The 15451-nt window shown below is 64.4% G+C and carries 23 protein-coding genes; 11 read left to right on the top strand and 12 right to left on the bottom strand.

Translation table 11 applies throughout. From position 1 onward, the window contains the following. Nucleotides 1–111: 111 nt before the first annotated feature. On the bottom strand, nucleotides 112–1815 hold the full coding sequence (locus tag Q0030_RS05470) for a L,D-transpeptidase family protein (RefSeq protein WP_298363772.1): 1704 nt from the start codon (nucleotides 1813–1815) through the stop codon (nucleotides 112–114). Nucleotides 1816–2038: 223 nt separating this feature from the next. On the opposite strand from Q0030_RS05470, the gene Q0030_RS05465 reads away from it, so the two are divergent. From Q0030_RS05465 to Q0030_RS05450, 4 genes are all read left to right on the top strand, one after another. Next, nucleotides 2039–2599, top strand: a complete 561-nt coding sequence (locus Q0030_RS05465) for a CreA family protein (RefSeq protein WP_298363771.1) — start codon at nucleotides 2039–2041, stop codon at nucleotides 2597–2599. A 13-nt stretch (nucleotides 2600–2612) separates the two neighbouring features. Further along, nucleotides 2613–2870: a hypothetical protein gene (locus Q0030_RS05460; protein ID WP_298363770.1), complete on the top strand. Its 258-nt coding sequence runs from the start codon at nucleotides 2613–2615 to the stop codon at nucleotides 2868–2870. A 425-nt stretch (nucleotides 2871–3295) separates the two neighbouring features. Further along, on the top strand, nucleotides 3296–3454 hold the full coding sequence (locus Q0030_RS05455; protein ID WP_298363768.1) for a hypothetical protein: 159 nt from the start codon (nucleotides 3296–3298) through the stop codon (nucleotides 3452–3454). A gap of 39 nt (nucleotides 3455–3493) precedes the next feature. Next, a complete protein-coding gene (locus tag Q0030_RS05450; RefSeq protein WP_298363767.1) occupies nucleotides 3494–3901 on the top strand; it encodes a hypothetical protein in 408 nt (135 codons plus the stop codon). Nucleotides 3902–3955: 54 nt separating this feature from the next. Here the strand turns inward: Q0030_RS05450 and Q0030_RS05445 are convergent, their stop codons facing one another. The 3 genes from Q0030_RS05445 to Q0030_RS05435 are packed head-to-tail and all read right to left on the bottom strand — an operon-like array spanning nucleotide 3956 to nucleotide 5920. Further along, a complete protein-coding gene (locus Q0030_RS05445) occupies nucleotides 3956–4198 on the bottom strand; it encodes a DUF6719 family protein (RefSeq protein WP_298363766.1) in 243 nt (80 codons plus the stop codon). Between the two features lie 11 nt (nucleotides 4199–4209). Beyond that, nucleotides 4210–4359, bottom strand: a complete 150-nt coding sequence (locus Q0030_RS05440) for a hypothetical protein (RefSeq protein WP_244063434.1) — start codon at nucleotides 4357–4359, stop codon at nucleotides 4210–4212. Between the two features lie 46 nt (nucleotides 4360–4405). Next, nucleotides 4406–5920 (bottom strand): PLP-dependent aminotransferase family protein, encoded by a 1515-nt coding sequence (locus Q0030_RS05435; protein WP_298363764.1) that lies wholly within the window; start codon nucleotides 5918–5920, stop codon nucleotides 4406–4408. A gap of 73 nt (nucleotides 5921–5993) precedes the next feature. Here Q0030_RS05435 and Q0030_RS05430 point away from each other — a divergent pair, with 73 nt between their 5' ends. Next, nucleotides 5994–6719, top strand: coding sequence for a pyridoxamine 5'-phosphate oxidase family protein (locus Q0030_RS05430; protein ID WP_298364581.1), 726 nt, complete (start codon nucleotides 5994–5996; stop codon nucleotides 6717–6719). Nucleotides 6720–6774: 55 nt separating this feature from the next. Next, nucleotides 6775–8052, top strand: a complete 1278-nt coding sequence (locus tag Q0030_RS05425; protein WP_298363761.1) for an ArgE/DapE family deacylase — start codon at nucleotides 6775–6777, stop codon at nucleotides 8050–8052. Nucleotides 8053–8161: 109 nt separating this feature from the next. Here the strand turns inward: Q0030_RS05425 and Q0030_RS05420 are convergent, their stop codons facing one another. Beyond that, nucleotides 8162–8950, bottom strand: coding sequence for a cobalamin-binding protein (locus Q0030_RS05420; RefSeq protein ID WP_298363758.1), 789 nt, complete (start codon nucleotides 8948–8950; stop codon nucleotides 8162–8164). Nucleotides 8951–9100: 150 nt separating this feature from the next. On the opposite strand from Q0030_RS05420, the gene Q0030_RS05415 reads away from it, so the two are divergent. Continuing rightward, nucleotides 9101–9499, top strand: a complete 399-nt coding sequence (locus Q0030_RS05415; protein WP_298363755.1) for a PaaI family thioesterase — start codon at nucleotides 9101–9103, stop codon at nucleotides 9497–9499. A 139-nt stretch (nucleotides 9500–9638) separates the two neighbouring features. Then, a complete protein-coding gene (locus Q0030_RS05410) occupies nucleotides 9639–10262 on the top strand; it encodes a GNAT family N-acetyltransferase (RefSeq protein ID WP_298363753.1) in 624 nt (207 codons plus the stop codon). A gap of 81 nt (nucleotides 10263–10343) precedes the next feature. On the opposite strand, the gene Q0030_RS05405 is transcribed toward Q0030_RS05410, so the two are convergent. From Q0030_RS05405 to Q0030_RS05395, 3 genes are all read right to left on the bottom strand, one after another. Beyond that, nucleotides 10344–10652, bottom strand: a complete 309-nt coding sequence (locus tag Q0030_RS05405; RefSeq protein ID WP_298363752.1) for a hypothetical protein — start codon at nucleotides 10650–10652, stop codon at nucleotides 10344–10346. Between the two features lie 89 nt (nucleotides 10653–10741). Next, nucleotides 10742–11041, bottom strand: a complete 300-nt coding sequence (locus Q0030_RS05400; protein WP_298363751.1) for a putative quinol monooxygenase — start codon at nucleotides 11039–11041, stop codon at nucleotides 10742–10744. 15 nt (nucleotides 11042–11056) lie between these two features. Next, nucleotides 11057–11740, bottom strand: a complete 684-nt coding sequence (locus Q0030_RS05395) for a DUF2161 family putative PD-(D/E)XK-type phosphodiesterase (protein ID WP_298363749.1) — start codon at nucleotides 11738–11740, stop codon at nucleotides 11057–11059. A gap of 135 nt (nucleotides 11741–11875) precedes the next feature. Between Q0030_RS05395 and Q0030_RS05390 the strand changes: the two genes are divergently transcribed. Next, entirely contained in the window at nucleotides 11876–12220 is a 345-nt protein-coding gene (locus tag Q0030_RS05390; RefSeq protein ID WP_092113555.1) for a GrlR family regulatory protein, read from the top strand. A gap of 27 nt (nucleotides 12221–12247) precedes the next feature. Here the strand turns inward: Q0030_RS05390 and Q0030_RS05385 are convergent, their stop codons facing one another. Genes Q0030_RS05385 through fabG form a run of 3 tightly spaced genes read right to left on the bottom strand, consistent with a single transcriptional unit; the run spans nucleotide 12248 to nucleotide 13437 of the window. Continuing rightward, the gene (locus Q0030_RS05385) at nucleotides 12248–12502 is read right to left on the bottom strand and encodes a hypothetical protein (RefSeq protein WP_298363745.1); all 255 of its coding nucleotides are present in this window, start codon (nucleotides 12500–12502) and stop codon (nucleotides 12248–12250) included. Continuing rightward, on the bottom strand, nucleotides 12499–12699 hold the full coding sequence (locus Q0030_RS05380; protein ID WP_298363744.1) for a hypothetical protein: 201 nt from the start codon (nucleotides 12697–12699) through the stop codon (nucleotides 12499–12501). The genes Q0030_RS05385 and Q0030_RS05380 overlap by 4 nt, the downstream gene beginning before the upstream one ends. A gap of 57 nt (nucleotides 12700–12756) precedes the next feature. Then, a complete protein-coding gene (gene fabG / locus Q0030_RS05375; RefSeq protein ID WP_298363743.1) occupies nucleotides 12757–13437 on the bottom strand; it encodes a 3-oxoacyl-ACP reductase FabG in 681 nt (226 codons plus the stop codon). A 124-nt stretch (nucleotides 13438–13561) separates the two neighbouring features. Between fabG and Q0030_RS05370 the strand changes: the two genes are divergently transcribed. Both Q0030_RS05370 and Q0030_RS05365 read left to right on the top strand, forming a co-directional pair. After that, the gene (locus Q0030_RS05370) at nucleotides 13562–14251 is read left to right on the top strand and encodes an SGNH/GDSL hydrolase family protein (RefSeq protein WP_298363742.1); all 690 of its coding nucleotides are present in this window, start codon (nucleotides 13562–13564) and stop codon (nucleotides 14249–14251) included. A gap of 120 nt (nucleotides 14252–14371) precedes the next feature. Further along, nucleotides 14372–14578 carry a hypothetical protein gene (locus tag Q0030_RS05365; RefSeq protein WP_298363741.1) on the top strand — a complete coding sequence of 69 codons (207 nt, stop codon included), beginning with the start codon at nucleotides 14372–14374 and terminating at the stop codon, nucleotides 14576–14578. Nucleotides 14579–14618: 40 nt separating this feature from the next. Here Q0030_RS05365 and Q0030_RS05360 read toward each other — a convergent pair whose 3' ends face one another. Further along, nucleotides 14619–15362, bottom strand: coding sequence for a tyrosine-protein phosphatase (locus Q0030_RS05360; RefSeq protein WP_298363739.1), 744 nt, complete (start codon nucleotides 15360–15362; stop codon nucleotides 14619–14621). Between the last annotated feature and the right edge of the window lie 89 nt (nucleotides 15363–15451).

Genomic DNA, 15451 nt, shown 5'->3' with positions numbered 1-15451 from the left:
CGGGCATCCACGTCCTTCGCTCCAATCGAGCAAGACAAGACGTGGATGGCCGGGACAAGCCCGGCCATGACCGAACGTGATTCTGGCTCTCAGAATGAGGGGCCGGAAGGATCAGCGCAGCGGCAGGATGAAGTCGGTGCCTTCGCCGGTCTCACCTTGGTTCACGCCGAGGTCTGAGACGATGATCGATCCGCCGGTGCCGAGCGCTTCGTTGATCCGCGCCATCGCGTCGGCCGGAATCGAGATGCGGTCGAGCGCCTCGGCCGGGGTGTTGGTCGCCGGCTGCGGCTTCGCCTCGACCGGCGCTGCGGCCGCGATCTTGCGACGATGCGAGGCGCGCTCCTCGACGTCGATGCGGGCGGCGCTCCGGGTCGGCAGCGTCACCACCGACCAGCGCAGCAGGTTCGCATCCGTCTTGTCGGTTTCCGCGGTGAATACATGCGTGCCGAGCGGCCGGTCGCTGGCCGCGATCGTCACCGGCACCTCGAACAGCGGTGCAAAGTTCTGCCGTACATAGAGCTTGGAATCCTTGCGGCTGATGAACACCGCGATCTGGCCGGCGCGCTTAGGTATGTCGATCTTGGCAACGCCCGGCAGCCGTGCCGGATCCTTGGCCGCATCCTGGTTGGCGTCGGCGGCAGTCGCCGCCTCGGCGGGCTTGACCGCATCCGCCGCCTTGGTTGCGTCCTTGCTGGCCGCATCAGTCTTGGCCGCGTCCGCCTTCGGCTCATCGGCCTTGGCTTCGGCCTTCACCGGGTCGCTTGCGGACACCTCGGACTTCGGCGTGTCGGTGCTGCCGGTGACCTCGCCGACCGTCTTGTCGTCGGTGACGACGCTGCTGTCGCCAGCGGCGGAGTTGGTGTCGGCCGGCTTGTCGGCAGCGGCAGGCTCGGTCGCGCTCGCCTCGGACTTGTCAGCCGCGATCTTCTCCGCAATGGCGTCGCGCGCGGAGGAGGACGCATCGGACATCGTCGCCGACGCGCTTGCCGCCGGCATCGCGCCGCTGGCATCGGCGGTGTGGGTGTTGTCGCGCAGCGACGCGGCGGCGGCATGGCCGACGCTGGTGCGCAAGTCGAGACTGGATTGCTTGTCGGCACCCTTGTCACTCTTCACGCCGAGCGGCGCATCCATCTTCAGAACATCATCGGCAACCGGCTGCTGCGGCGTGACCTTCTGCGTCACCAGCAGCGGATGCGAGAAATTCTCCGGCGAGATCGTGCCCGGCGTGACGAACACGCGGGCGCCCATCCGCGTCCAGTTGTACATCTTGACCGCAAACGACGTCGGCATGCGGATGCAGCCATGCGAGGCCGGATAGCCGGGCAGCACGCCGGCGTGCATAGCAATGCCCGACCAGGTGATGCGCTGCATGTAGGGCATCGGCGCGCCGCTATAGATGTTGGACTGGTGGTACTTCTGCTTCTGGATGACGCTGAAGACACCCATCGGGGTCGAATGCCCCTTCATGCCCGTCGATACCGGGCTCTCGGCGTAGAGGCCGTTGGCGTCGTAGATGCTGACGCGCTGCTGGTCGATCGAGACCGAGATGATCAGGGGACCCTGCGGCTTGCGGCCGGCCTCTTTCTCGATCGCCGGATTCTTCTTGGCTGTACTGCGCTTCGGCTTCGGCCGTGGCTGCTGCGGCGGCATCGGCTCGACATCGCCGTAATAGGCGGAGTCACGATTCCAGTAGAACAGCGCTGCATCGGCCTGCGAGGAAGCGGCGACAGTGCCGGCCGCTGTCAGAATTGCAAACTGCCAGAACCGCCCATTCGCAGAATCAAAAATCGAGATCCGACGTCCGATTGCGCGCATATTCCGAATCCCAGTCCAAACTATCTGTTGGTTGTCGCAGACGCCGAACGCGTTCACCAGCGCAAGCGATCTAACCCTTCCGTGAGGGGCGGTTTTTCGACGAAAGAGTAACAAAAAAGCCTCACAGGAGGTTAAAGCGCCCGGTCTGATCACCGAACTGTCAGCGCCTTCCTGTGCGGCGTTTGCGCACTACATAGGCGGAACCCACCCCGCGGAGACCTCAATGACATCGAGAAATGTGAGCTTGTGTGACGTGCGACTGTTGTCTCGATGGGGCTGCGCGGCGCTGCTGATGTTGCTGGCCTTGGGACAGGCAGTTCCTGCAGCCGCGGCCGACGAGCCGGACCTGATCTTTCGCCGCTCGACGGTGTTCAAATGGGTGAGCCCCAACGACAAGCTCGCCACCTATGGCGTCGACGACCCCGAGGTCGAGGGCGTCGCCTGTCACTTCACGGTTCCGGAGAGGGGCGGCTTCAAGGGCTGGCTCGGCCTCGCCGAGGAAGTCTCCGATATCTCGCTGGCTTGCCGGCAGATCGGGCCGATCCGCTTCAAGAGCAAGCTCGGCCAGGGCGACGACATGTTCAGCAAGCGACGGTCGCTGTTCTTCAAGAAGATGCAGATCGTGCGCGGCTGCGACGCCAAGCGCAATGTGCTGGTCTACATGGTGTATTCCGACAAGCTGATCGAGGGCTCGCCGAAGAATTCGACGTCGTCGGTTCCGATCATGCCTTGGGGCGCGGCCGACGCCACCGCTGTGCAGAAGTGCGGCGAGTTCATTCAGTAGCAGGAGCAGGGGCTTGGCCCGGGTGGCTGAAGCGGCGGACGAGCTAGCGGTTGGTTTGCCCGAACTGCTTCGTGCCGACGCTGCTGAGGCCTGGCTTGACCTTCGAGTCGCGGCAGCCGACGAGGCGGACCAGCTTCTGCTGCGCGCATTCATTGTCGCCCATCACGTAAGCGCCCTGCTGCGGCATCGCGGCCGTCATCTGTTGCTGCTGGCCGGATTTGCCGGCCGCGGATTGATTGCCAACACCGATGTTGCCATTGCCCACGACTGACATCCTCCGTTGGATCGGGAATCACGACAACGTGCCACCGCGAAGATGGTTGCACGGTGCCCAGATGAGTCGGCCGAACCGCCGGCCGGTTCACACCGCTCTTGCTGTGCTGCTTCCTGTCTCAGCAGAGGAAAGTTAAGAAAGCGCGGTAGCTCCCTCAATTTGCGCGCATAATCCGCGGGCCAGCGTGCAGCCGCCGGGCGGCCCTCGTGCGCGAAATGTTGAACGCGCTCACGGGCGTCGCACTCTCACTGAAAACATTGGTGTTTTCCGGCCAATGTTTCGTGGGCGGCCCGCCGACGAAACAATTCTCCGGCCGACGAAACCATTTTCGGCTTGTTCCGCAGAACTCCCGAAACGGCAGATCGTTATCAAACCGTCAACAACGGCGCCGGACGCCGAACGGGAATGACGGAGACTGTCAGATGCGGACCATGAGCCTGATCCTCGCCTTCGCCTTCGTGATGGCCGGTTCGTCGATGGCTGGCACCCCGGACAACGGTTTGCCCGGTATCGGCACCTTCTCCTATAACGGCTCGCCGGTGGTCACCTCGGCCACGATGGTGATGGCGCAGGCCAACTGAGCGCGACGCGACAAACAGAACTGCCGGTAAAGGCTCCCCATGTTGCTCCGTATCTGTTCCGCCGCGATCCTGGCATCGCTCGCCCTGATGGGTCTCTTGGCAGGTTCCGCGCAGGCCCAATCCCAACTTCCACTCGAGTCGATGCAGATCCGCTCGCTGTACCGGGTGCCTGAGCCGCGCGACGAGTTCGTGCGCCAATGCGCGCCGCATATGCTCGGGCGCTGGGCGCATCCCGAGGCCGTGTGCGGTTGCCTGCACGACCATGCTGCCGCGACGGTGGACGATCCCGATCTGCGCCAGGCGCTGCTGCGCGGCATCAGCGAGACCGGCGTGCCGACCATCGAGACCGATTGGGTGCCGCCGTCCAAGCAAAACGAGATTGGCCCGACCTTCACCAAGATCGCCAAGCCGACGCTGCAATGCATGTTCGAGCCGATCTCGAACTGAGCGGCGTGTTGCCGAAGCAATGATGAATGAGGCGCCTCGCGACAGCGGGGCGCTTTACTTTTTGGCGAGGCGCGGCACGCAACTTTGGGTCCGCACCACGCCGTTCTGGCTCAGCCTGGCGCCGATCACCTGCTTGATCTGCCCGGCCGGGCAGGAGCCGTCGTCGACCAGGACGCGCTGACCGACCCGGAGGTCGACGATGTCGGCCTCGCGCATGACGGTCTGTGCGGAGGCGGAATGAATGATCGCGACAAGCGCGGCGGCGCTGACCAGCGCGACCAATCCAATGCGCGGCATCGCAGCCTCCTTCACTTGTTCTGGATCTTGACCCCGTCGGGGCCGACATTGATCTGCAGGCCTTCGGGCTGCTTCTTCGCCTGATACAGATTGTAGCCGAGCATCCCTGTGATCACGACCAGCGCGCCGATCACGAGATACAGGACGTTGCGATTGGGCATCCGGTATCTCCATAGGCGGACACTGACTGAACGCGGGCGACCTTAGTCAGGTGGTTGCGATTCTCCTAGAGCGCTGCGGCGTGGCGGACGGCTTGACGGATTTCTTGCGCGTCGCGCGCAGCGCAGCCAGCGTCGTCTGCGCCAATTGTTCCGCAGACGCGACAAGTTGCGGAACCGGATGACCGGAGAATCCCAGCACGAAGCCGGGCAGGGGCCGTGCGCGATGATAGGTCTCGGCCAGCAGCCAGCCGCCGACGCCCGCATTGGCCTTGGCCTGCGCGGCGATCAGCGGATCGGTTAAGGGATCGAGCCGCGCCACGAGATGCAGGCCTTGCGACGGCACGGGAACCGTGAGCTCACCCTCCGATGCACGGGTGAGTGTCGCCGCCAGCACGTCGCGCGCCTCGCGATAGAGTTTGCGCGATTTGCGCAGGTTGGCGGCGAAGGCGCCGGAGTTCAGCATGTCGGCGACCGCGCCTTCCATCAGGGTGCCGGGAAAGCGATCGAGCGCGGCGCGCGCCGCCGTCACCGGACCGATCAAGGCTTCGGGCAGGGCGCAGTAACCGATCCGCAATCCCGGAAACAGCGTCTTCGCGAACGTGCCCATGTAGATCACGCGGCGCAGATGATCGATGCCGGCGAGCGACAGCAGCGGCGCACCGTCGTAACGGAACTCGCTGTCGTAATCGTCCTCGAACACGAAGGCGCCGGCATCCCGGGCCCAGTCGAGCAGCTCGAGCCGGCGCGGCATGGACATCTGCACGCCGAGCGGAAATTGGTGCGACGGCGTGACATAGGCGGCGCGCGCCGCGGGAGCGGATACGCGTCCCTTGTCGATGCGCATGCCCGAGCCATCGACCGGCACCGACACCGGACGATAGCCGCAATGCTCGATCGCACGCCGCGCCGCCGGATAGCCGGGGTCCTCGCACCAGACCTGATCGCCGGGCTTGAGGATGGCGCCGAGCACGATGCGCAGCGCATGCAGCGTGCCCGAGGCCAGCATGATCTGGTCGGGATCGCAGCGCAGCCCACGCGCCGACAGCAAATGGTCCGAGATCGCGGCGCGCAACTCGCTGCTGCCGCGGGGATCGCCGTAATGCAGATGCTCGGAGCCGAAGGCGCGCAGCCGGCGACCGGCAAAGGCGCGGAAGCGCTGCAGCGCGCGGTCATCGATATGCGTGCAGCCGAGCGACAGCGCGTTGTGCTGCGGCGGCTCGATCTCGATCTTGGCGCGTCGCGGCGCGGTGGCCTGGGCCGGAATGCGCGCCGCAACGAAGGTGCCGGAACCCGTGGTCGCCACTGCAAAGCCGTCGGCGATCAGCCGCTCATAGGCCGTAGTGACAGCGTTGCGGCGGAAGCCGGTCTGTTTCGCCAGCGCGCGCGACGGCGGCAGCGGCTCGCCCGGCTTGACGAGGCCGCCGACGATGGTGTGGCACAGCGCCTGATAGAGCCGCTGCTGCGAGGCCGCGCCCGCGGTCACGTGCGGGCCGGTGAGGTCGAGCGGCAGCTCCGGCTTGCGCGCCGTGGGCTCTCGAGAATTGGTCGGAATTTTTCGCATGGAATTGGCACTATCGCAGACCAAATGGGCCGCTACAACTCTGGACAGATTCCAGATTTCGAAAGGCACTGCCGTGACCGAAGGCGCGTCCACTCCGTCCTACCCCATGTCGTCCCGCAACCGGGTCAAGCGCCGCCATGACCGCGGCTTCTACGACCACGCCACCGTGCACAAGATCCTGGACGCCTCGATGCTGTGCCATGTCTCCTACGTGATCGACGGCCAGCCCTATTGCACGCCGACCTTCTTCTGGCGCGAGGGCACCAAGCTCTACTGGCATGGCTCCAGCGCGAGCCGGATGCTGGAGAACCAGTCCGAAGGCCAGCGGGTGTGCCTGACGGTCGCCCATCTCGACAGCCTGGTGCTGGCGCGCTGCGGCTTCAACCATTCGGCCGACTATCGCGCGGTGATGGCGTTCGGGTCAGCCTATCTCGTGACCGACCCCGAGGAGAAGGAGCGCGCGATCGTTGCGATGGTCGACCGCTTCTTTCCCGAGCGCACCGCGAGCCTGCGCGCCAGCAACAAGCAGGAGATCAAGGCGACCTCGTTCATCGCGATGGAGATCGAGGAGGCCTCGGCAAAAGTGCGCGCCAAGGGCGTCGCCGACGACGACGAGGATTACGAGTTGCCGATCTATGCCGAGCGTATTCCGGTTCGCACCGTGCTCGGCGCACCCGAGCCGTGCCCGCGGTTGCTCGACGGCGTGACGCGGCCTGCGACGCTTGATGGCTATTCGGAAGGCCGTCTGCTCGAAGATGCATTGCGGGATGCCTATTTTGCGCAATACAAGGAGGGGTGAAATCGGGTTACGGTGCGGCTCCCGCCTTTTCTGATGTCCTCCATGGAGCTGCCGAATGACTGCCGAGACGCAACAACGAATCCTTGCCGCCGTTGACGAGGGATTCGATGCGCAGCTTGCGACGACGCAGGCCTTTGTCGCGATCCCCTCGACCCGCGGCGCCGAGGGGCCGTGCCAGGACATGATCGGCGATCTCCTGCGCGAGCGCGGCTATGAGGTCGACGACTGGCACATCAATCTCGACGAGCTGAAGGACCTGCGCGGCTTCGGCCCGATCGAGCATGATTTCTCCAAGGCGCGGACGGTGGTCGGCACCTATCGCCCGGCCACCAATGCCGGCAAATCGCTGATCCTGCAGGGCCACTGCGACGTGGTGCCGACCGGCCCGCTCGAGATGTGGGAGACGCCGCCGTTCTCGCCGGTCATCAAGGACGGCAGGATGTACGGCCGCGGCGCCTGCGACATGAAGTCCGGCACCATTGCCGCGCTCTATGCGCTGGATGCGATCAAGAAAGCCGGGCTGAAGCCGACGGCGCGGATTCACTTCCAGTCTGTCATCGAGGAGGAGAGCACCGGCGTCGGCGCGCTCTCGACCTTGCAGCGCGGCTATCGCGCCGATGCCTGCTTTATCCCGGAGCCGACCAACGGCAAGATGATCCGCTCGCAGGTCGGGGTGATCTGGTTCCGCCTGAAGGTGCGCGGCTTCCCGGTGCATGTGTTCGAGGCCGGTGCCGGCTCGAACGCGATCATGGCGGCATATCACCTGATGCATGCGCTGGAGAAGCTCGAGATCGCCTGGAACGAGCGCGCCAAGGCCGACCGCCATTTCAAGGACGTCAATCACCCGATCAACTTCAACCCGGGCATCATCAAGGGCGGCGACTGGGCGTCCAGCGTGCCGGCCTGGTGCGATGTCGACTGCCGCATCGCGGTGCTGCCGGGCTGGTCGATCGCCGAATGCCAGCAGGAGATTCTGGCCTGCGTGTCGGCCGCGGCGCGCGACCATCGTTTCCTCTCCAACAATCCGCCGCAGGTGGAATGGTCGGGGTTCCTGTCGGAAGGCTATGAGCTGGTGAATTCCGAGGCGCCGGAAGCCGCCTTCGCCAAGGCACATCAGGCGGTCTATGGCGGCGCGGTGGAAGACCGCGCCTTCACCGCGCTGACCGACACGCGCTTCTACGGCCTGAACTACGACATCCCGAGCCTCTGCTTCGGCGCCAGTGGTGCGGCGATGCACGGCTTCAACGAATATGTCGAATTGGATTCGCTGCTGAAGTCGACCAAGGCGACCGCGCTGTTCATCGCTGAATGGTGCGGGGTAGAGAAGGCGTAGTTCCGCTCCTTCCTCGTCATTGCGAGGAGCGAAGCGACGAAGCAATCCATCTCGCGGCTAGCGGTGAGATGGATTGCTTCGCTGCGCTCGCAATGACGGCGGCAGGTACTCAACCCCGCTCCGCCCACAAAGCCTTCACGATCGCATCAAGCCCGTCGGTCAGCGCGGCGGGGCCGGGCTGCAGGATGATCGTCGATTTGATCTCGACGATGCGGTCGTTGCGCACGGCCGGAATGTCACTCCACCCAGTGCGCTTGCGGATCCGGTCGGGCACCACCTTCTTGCCGCACCAGGACGCCAGGATCACGTCGGGCATCGCCGCGCGCACGGCGTCGGGCGTGACGATGCGATCCTTGGCGGCCTTGTGCGCGCGCAGGTGCGGCAGCGCGTCTTCGCCGCCGGCGATGTCGATCAGTTCGGACACCCAGCCGATGCCGCTGATCAAGGGATCGTCCCATTCCTCGAAATAGACCTTTGGCCGCGGCGCCGGGCGCGGCGTCGCTGCGATCGCGGCCAGCCGCTGTTCGAGTCCTTGCGCGAGTTGCCCGGCGCGCTCGGCGGCGCCGACCATCGCACCGAGGCTGCGGACCATCGCAAGGATGCCGGCGACATCACGCTGATTGAAGACATGGACGGCGACACCGGCGCGCACGAGATCGGCGACGATGTCGGCCTGCAGATCGGAGAAGGCGAGCACGAGATCGGGCTCAAGTGCCAGGATCTTCGGAATGTCGGCGGAGATGAACGCCGACACACGCGGCTTCTCGCGGCGAACCTCGGGCGGCCGCACCGCGTAGCCGGAGACGCCGACGATGCGGTCCTGCTCGCCGAGCAGGTACAGCGTCTCGACCGTCTCTTCGGTGAGGCAGACGATCCGGCGGGGAGGGAAGTCGCGCATCGCCGACGGTATGCAGACCAGCCAGCGATTGTCACGGCGGTCATGACGTCATCCTCACCATTACCTCTGACGTCATTGCCCGGCCCGGTCAGGCAATCCATCATGCCGAACACCAATCTCGAAGAAGCCCGCATAAGCTAGGGAGTGCCCATGACGCCGCTCGAAAAGATCCAGTCGATGAAGATGCCGTTTGCGGAACTGAAGGGCGTCACCTTCACCGAAGCCAGCCCGGATCGCGTGGTCGCGAAAATGCTGGTGCGGCCGGACCTCTGTACCCTGCGCAACACCATCCACGGCGGTGCGGTGATGGCCTTCGCCGACTCGGTCGGCGCCGCCGCCACCGTGATCAACCTGCCTGAGGACGCCAGGGGCACCACGACGCTGGAGAGCAAGACCAACTTCATCGGTGGGGCCAAGGAGGGCACCACCGTGATCGCGACGGCGACACCGGTTCATCGGGGCCGGCGGACCCAGGTCTGGCAGACCAGGCTGGAGACCGAGGACGGCAAGCTGGTTGCGGTGGTTACGCAAACGCAATTGGTATTATGATGAGGCAATGATGTGATTTGTCGATCACATCATTGTTTACTTAAATGAATCTAGAGACTTGAATTATATGCTGCGACGCACAATATAGGGGTGCTAGGGACTCGACGCCTCCTCGAGGGCTACCAAGAGGAGTTATGAAATGAACTATGATTCCATTCGTCCGACGTCCGCCAAGGGCACCGTGCGGACGTTGAGCCAGCAGGAGGAGCTTCCTCTGCTGCGCGATCACCTGCTGCGACTGGACCGTACCAGCCGCCATGATCGTTTTCATGGCTTCATCGACGACAGTTTCATCCGCCGCTATGCCGAGCGCTGCGCCAACGACGGCACCGTCATCATCGCCTATTTCGAGGATGGCGTGGTCCGCGGCGCGGCCGAGTTGCATCCGCCGGAGCAGTCACCGGATGCACAGCCGGAAATCGCCTTCAGCGTGGAGCGGTCGGTTCGGCGCAGGGGCGTCGGCAGCACCCTGTTCCGCAAGCTGATCGCCGAGGCGCATGCCAAGGGCTACGGCAGCCTGCGCATCACGACGGGCGCGCAGAACGACGCGATGCGTGCGCTCGCCACCAAGTTCGGTGCCCAGCTGACCTTCCGTCACGGCGAGTCCACTGGCAGCATCGATCTGACCGAACCGCACCAGGCTGAACCGGCGCCGGTCGCTGCTCCGGTGACTCCGGTCGAGGCCGCGCGCGCGATCGTCGACATGAACCGCGCCTACTGGCGAATGGTGATGCAGATGTCCGGCTGGGGCCGGGCAGCCTGAGCTGAGATCTCACGTCAAATACAAAAAGGGCAATCCGCTCAGCTGATTGCCCTTTTTCTTTGAGTAACCGGATGTCGTTGTTCAGGTGCCGGTGCGCTTGTCGATCGCGAAGCGGCGGACCACACGGCGCTCGACCACGACCGAACGCTGCGCGCCCTGTTCGCCGGCGATCACGCGGGTTGCCGTGCCGGTGCGGGCGCTGACGCGCGCGGTCTTCTTCACCTCGGCCAGCACCTCTTCATAGGGCAGCCCCATCAGGGACGACGCGATCTCGGCCTGGGCCTCCACGTCTTCGGTGATGCCGATGGCGGCGAAGATTGCCTCCTCCAGCGTCGGCGGATCATGCCGCACGCGCCGGGTGCCATACTTGGTGTTCCAGTCTCCGCTCATCGCCGCCTCATCTTTGAATCGCGGGAGATACGTAAGGTCCCCAATGTTGCATTGCAATATGAATATGAGATGGCAATCCAGCCATGCAGCTAGAGTCTCTCAATCTTGTGAGCGTCATAAAGTTCGATGGTGGTCGCTACGGCCGCAAGAGATTGCAGGGAGCGGACGAAATCGCGCGAGGCGGGGACCGCAAAATGCGCCGCCAACGCGGCGGGGTCGGCCCATTGCTCGAAAAATACTAGCCTGAGCGGATTCTCGCAGTCGACATGCACCGCGTGCGAGATGCAGCCGGGCTCGGTGCGCGAGCGATGGACATGTTCGAGGCTCAATCGCCGCACCTCGTCGAACGAGTCGGGGCGGGCGGTAACGCTGCCGGTGACGACGATCATGATCTCCCCCTGTTGTTACGGGGCGGCTTCCGCCCCTGATGCATTGATCGGCTGCTGCGGCCAGCGCTTCAACGCGGCACGGCCGGCATCGGTCAGCACATAGATGCCGCGCTCGGCGCGATCGAACCAGCCGTAGACATTATGCTGTAGGATCTTGCCGGCGTCGGGAATCTCGGCGCGCAGGTCGCGCACTCGCCGGGGGCCATCCGACAGCGCACAGGCGCAGGCCAGCGCCTGCTGCCGGTAGGCGGTCATGATCGGCGCCCGCGTCGATCCGCCCATGGCAGGATCGCCCTTGCGTTTCCGATGCTCGGTGATCAGGCGCGAGCGCTTCTTCGGATTGCGGCGTGGTGCCGCAGTCGGCGGCGGCACCAACACCTCGACGTCGCCGCGATCGGTGACGCCGAGCATGCCGAAGCCGAGCCGCCGGCACAGATTGCGATAGCGCGCATCGCTCTCGCGGCCTTTGCCGCGGGCCGACACCTTGGCCGCGATCCACACCTCGTCGGCGGCGCCGGCGCGATCGACCGCCTGCAGGATCAGTTCGAGATTGAAGGCGAGCTTCAGTTCGCCGATCACGACGACAGGCGGATCACCGCCGCTCAGTGCCACGAGGTCGCAGCCGCCGACCTCGCCCTTCACCGTGAAGCCGAGCTTTTCCAGGAAGCGTTTGACGGGCAGATAAAGCGCGGTTTCCAACAGGCGGCTCCTGCGGCATCCCGCCGCGACTCAGGTGCCAGCATAGCGCGGAATTGCGCCCATTGAGGCGGATGGAATTTGCCCAAAGCGCGGCCAGGCGGCTATTATTGTGCCGGGACAGGGCGCGACCATTTCATGATCCGGAACGGCCTCTATCACATCACCGTCGAATTTCTCGATGGCGTCTCTGGTGGCAACCAGGGCGTCATGGTGCTGCGCGACGGCCAGATGCGCGGCGGCGACTCGTTCTTCTTCGCCCACGGCAGCTACACCGCGGCCGACGGCAAGTGGAAGGGCGAGGTCACCAACGAGGAGCATTCGCCGACCTATGGCGAGCGCCCGGTGTGGGAACGCAAGGTGGTCACAATCGGCTTTACCGGCACCTACACCGACGAGACCGCCGAGGGCGACGGCATGGCGCTCGCCGGCAAGCAGAGCATCCGCTTCAGGTCGAAGCTGCGGCTGCTGGTTGCGGACTAACGGGCGATGCTCGACGGGCTCGCGGCGTTAGCTGATCAGGCGATCATATTCCGCGTGAGAGCCGATCCAGAACCAGAGATATCCCTCGTTTGTTTCGACGGCGAGCGCTCGATAACGCAAGCCGACCCTAACGGACCAAAACCGCCCGATCTTCTTGAATTGGAGAGATGGATGACGTGGATTGCGCTTCAACAGTGCGAAGTTCGCGTCGGCGAGCTCCCGGATTGGGACAGGCAACTGTTGATAGGCGGCCCAAAACTTCGGGGAGGCGGAGTGCTTCACAAGTCGCGCGACTGCCCGGCGCGATGCGCCGTCAAGGCTTCGTCTGCCAGGGCGTCCAGCTTCCCGGCTTTTGCGTCTCGTTCGATCGCCGCATCGAAACGCTCGGCATCGAACGTTTCAAACCAGGCGCGAAAACGTGCAAGCTCGCGAGGAGCCAGCTGTTCGACGGCCTTCTCGATGTCTTCGGCAGTGGTCATGCCAGATATATAGCATTGCTAGCATCGGGCGAAAAGACGTCGGGACAAAGTGGAGCGCTAAACCCGCCCGTTGACCGGCAGCAGTGCGCCGGTGACCGCGCTCGCGGCGTCGCTGGCGAGGAACAGGATGACGTCGGCGAGTTCCTTCGGCGTCACCCATTTCGAGATATCGGCCTTCGGCATCGCGGCACGATTGGCGGCGGTGTCGATGATCGAGGGCAGCACCGCGTTGACCGTGACCTTGCCCTTGAGCTCGGCAGCGAGCGACTCTGTCAGGCGGTGCACGCCGGCCTTCGAGGCAGCGTAGGGACCCATGCCGGAGGCCGCCTGCAAGGCGCCGAGTGCGCCGATATTGATGATCCGTCCGGCGCCCGATCTGATGAGGTGCGGAATCGCCGCGTGCGACGTGTTGAAGGCGGTCATCACGTTCATCGCGAACATGCGCTGCCAGGTCGCGGGATCGCCGTCGCTCACCGCCTCGAAGGTAAAGCCGCCCGCGATGTTGATCAGCCCGTCGAGCCGGCCGAAATGCGCCGCCGCCTTGTCGATCGCAGCCGTGGCCTGCGCGGTGTCGGTGAGGTCGATATTGCCGAGCTCGATACGATCGGCCGTCGCGGCAAGCTGCGAGGCCGCATGATCGATGCCGGCGACGCGCGCGCCGCGCGCCAGGGCTTCTTCGGCGACCACTTTGCCAAGGGCGCCAAGCGCGCCGGTGATGACGATGGCTTTTCCGTTCATGGCGGTCTCCGTATCAGCAACAGGTTGCTGCCCACTATGATCAGGCGGATTTCATTTGCAATGCCGCCAATTTCGTCTCCTACTGCGCGCATTCATCAATTCATTCGCCTCAAGGATGTTTGCGATGCCGACACCAAGGCCGTGCGAAACCCATCTCGAACTCGTCAAATTCGCTCATCGGCTGCCGCACTTCGCGGAAGCGCTCAGGCACCAGCGCAAGATCAAGGTGGTGGCGCTCGGATCGTCGTCGACCGCGGGCGCCGACAACATCCTGCCATACCCGCCGCGGCTCGAAATGCTGCTGCGGCAACGCTTCTTCGGCCGGATGATCGACGTGATCAACCGCGGGATCGGCGGCCAGGAAGCGCCGGAGGAATATTCGCGCATCGAGTCCGACGTCACGACCGAGGCGCCGGTGCTGGTGATCTGGCAAGTCGGCACCAACGCCGTCTACAAGAGCTACAATCCGGCCGAGGTCCGCGCCACGCTGGAGGCCGGGCTCGACGTGCTCGCCGCGGAGCCGCTCGACGTGATCGTGATGGATTCACAGTACACGCAGGCGATCGTCGGAACGGACGCTGCGCTCAATCTCGCCAATGTGATCATGCCGATGATCGCGGAGGTCACGTCAACCAAGGGCGTCAACCTGTTCAGCCGTTTCGCGCTGATGAAACGCTGGGCCGATGCCGGGATTCCGCTTAGCGAGCTCGACGATGGCGGGCAGCTTCACACCAGCGAATGGGCGACGAACTGTGTGACCCAGTCGCTGTTCGGCGCGATCGACGAGGCCTTGAAGCCGGAAGGCATCACCTAGACCCGACTACGTAAGACTACGGAGGTGGGCCGGTTGGATAAAATTTGCGGCAGTTCCGTAAGTCGTTTTCAGAACCCTTTCCTTAGAAGCGGAACTCCAGCCAAGGTAGGGGTTATGCGAATGGGAAATCTTCCGGATCACGGTTTACCGCTCGTTCAGCTTAAGGAGCAGCGGCGCGATCTCGTGGTGGCGCTGCAAAACCGCACGGGACCAGTGGGCAGCTGGGAGTTGATGCAGATCGCCGCAATCCAGCAGGCGATCTCGGCCTTCGAGGATGTAATCGCCGATCTCGACGCGGAGCTCGAGCTCGAGGCCGCTGCGGCCTGAGCTCCTTCGGTTCTGATTGAATCGCGCTCGCGCGAATTGATCAGGCCTGCAGATAGCGGCCTTCAAGCGCCTTGCGCTCGGCCTGGCCGAGCCCGAGGCCTTCGCGGAAATATCCGTCGAGGCCGCCATAATCGGCATCGATCGCCTCGAACGCCGCCTCCAGAAACGCCGCGCGTACGGTGCCGAGCACCTGCTTGACGTCATCGGGCAGCTCGGTGCTGTGGGCCGGGTCGCGCTTGTAGAACTGGTTGGTCAGGAGATAGTCGTCCGCGATCACCTGATCGGGGACGCCAAGCGAATGCAGGATCAGCGCGCAGGCAAAGCCGGTGCGGTCCTTGCCCGCGGTGCAGTGGATCACCAGCGGGGCGCGGTCTTCGAGCAGATGAGCGAACAGCGTGCGATAGCGCGGCGTGTTGTCCTGGACATAACCGCGGTAGGAATCCCGCATCACGTCGATCGCGTCGGATTCCAGAAGTTGACGGTTGCTGGCGATCGCCCGCAGCGAAGCAACCACCGTCGGCTCGACCGGAAGTGAATGCACGGCAACGTCGCGCATGCTGCACAGCGCCTCGGCGCGCTCGGCAACGCCGCGGAAATCGAACGCGCTCTTGACCCCGAGCGAGCGCACCACAGCGATGTCCTGCTCGGTGAGATAGGCAAGATGGTTGGAGCGGAAGATCTGCCGCCAGCGCACCGTCCGGCCGTCACGCGTCTGGTAGCCGCCAAGGTCGCGAAAATTGCTGGCGCCGGCGAGATTGAGGTGACGGGCAGGGGCTTCTGACATCGGGCGGGCCTGTTGCAGCTGGTGAGGTCTTGGCGCAGAAAACTTGGCGCAGAAAACTTGGTGGATGAATCCTGGCGCAGGAGTGTCGG

Origin of the sequence: uncultured Bradyrhizobium sp., assembly GCF_947648125.1 — a bacterium.
Classification (GTDB): domain Bacteria; phylum Pseudomonadota; class Alphaproteobacteria; order Rhizobiales; family Xanthobacteraceae; genus Bradyrhizobium.
Note: the sequence above shows the minus strand (reverse complement) of the source record. Positions and strands in the feature narration are given on the sequence as shown.

Coding starts and splice junctions, on each gene's coding strand:
- Q0030_RS05440 (WP_244063434.1), bottom strand. CDS start 4,359: ATGCCCAATCGCAACGTCCTGTATCTCGTGATCGGCGCGCTGGTCGTG.
- Q0030_RS05445 (WP_298363766.1), bottom strand. CDS start 4,198: ATGCCGCGCATTGGATTGGTCGCGCTGGTCAGCGCCGCCGCGCTTGTC.
- Q0030_RS05370 (WP_298363742.1), top strand. CDS start 13,562: ATGCCGACACCAAGGCCGTGCGAAACCCATCTCGAACTCGTCAAATTC.
- Q0030_RS05390 (WP_092113555.1), top strand. CDS start 11,876: ATGATCCGGAACGGCCTCTATCACATCACCGTCGAATTTCTCGATGGC.
- Q0030_RS05380 (WP_298363744.1), bottom strand. CDS start 12,699: ATGACCACTGCCGAAGACATCGAGAAGGCCGTCGAACAGCTGGCTCCT.
- Q0030_RS05470 (WP_298363772.1), bottom strand. CDS start 1,815: ATGCGCGCAATCGGACGTCGGATCTCGATTTTTGATTCTGCGAATGGG.
- Q0030_RS05455 (WP_298363768.1), top strand. CDS start 3,296: ATGCGGACCATGAGCCTGATCCTCGCCTTCGCCTTCGTGATGGCCGGT.
- Q0030_RS05410 (WP_298363753.1), top strand. CDS start 9,639: ATGAACTATGATTCCATTCGTCCGACGTCCGCCAAGGGCACCGTGCGG.
- fabG (WP_298363743.1), bottom strand. CDS start 13,437: ATGAACGGAAAAGCCATCGTCATCACCGGCGCGCTTGGCGCCCTTGGC.
- Q0030_RS05415 (WP_298363755.1), top strand. CDS start 9,101: ATGACGCCGCTCGAAAAGATCCAGTCGATGAAGATGCCGTTTGCGGAA.
- Q0030_RS05405 (WP_298363752.1), bottom strand. CDS start 10,652: ATGAGCGGAGACTGGAACACCAAGTATGGCACCCGGCGCGTGCGGCAT.
- Q0030_RS05400 (WP_298363751.1), bottom strand. CDS start 11,041: ATGATCGTCGTCACCGGCAGCGTTACCGCCCGCCCCGACTCGTTCGAC.
- Q0030_RS05435 (WP_298363764.1), bottom strand. CDS start 5,920: ATGCGAAAAATTCCGACCAATTCTCGAGAGCCCACGGCGCGCAAGCCG.
- Q0030_RS05365 (WP_298363741.1), top strand. CDS start 14,372: ATGGGAAATCTTCCGGATCACGGTTTACCGCTCGTTCAGCTTAAGGAG.
- Q0030_RS05420 (WP_298363758.1), bottom strand. CDS start 8,950: ATGCGCGACTTCCCTCCCCGCCGGATCGTCTGCCTCACCGAAGAGACG.
- Q0030_RS05450 (WP_298363767.1), top strand. CDS start 3,494: ATGTTGCTCCGTATCTGTTCCGCCGCGATCCTGGCATCGCTCGCCCTG.
- Q0030_RS05425 (WP_298363761.1), top strand. CDS start 6,775: ATGACTGCCGAGACGCAACAACGAATCCTTGCCGCCGTTGACGAGGGA.
- Q0030_RS05360 (WP_298363739.1), bottom strand. CDS start 15,362: ATGTCAGAAGCCCCTGCCCGTCACCTCAATCTCGCCGGCGCCAGCAAT.
- Q0030_RS05465 (WP_298363771.1), top strand. CDS start 2,039: ATGACATCGAGAAATGTGAGCTTGTGTGACGTGCGACTGTTGTCTCGA.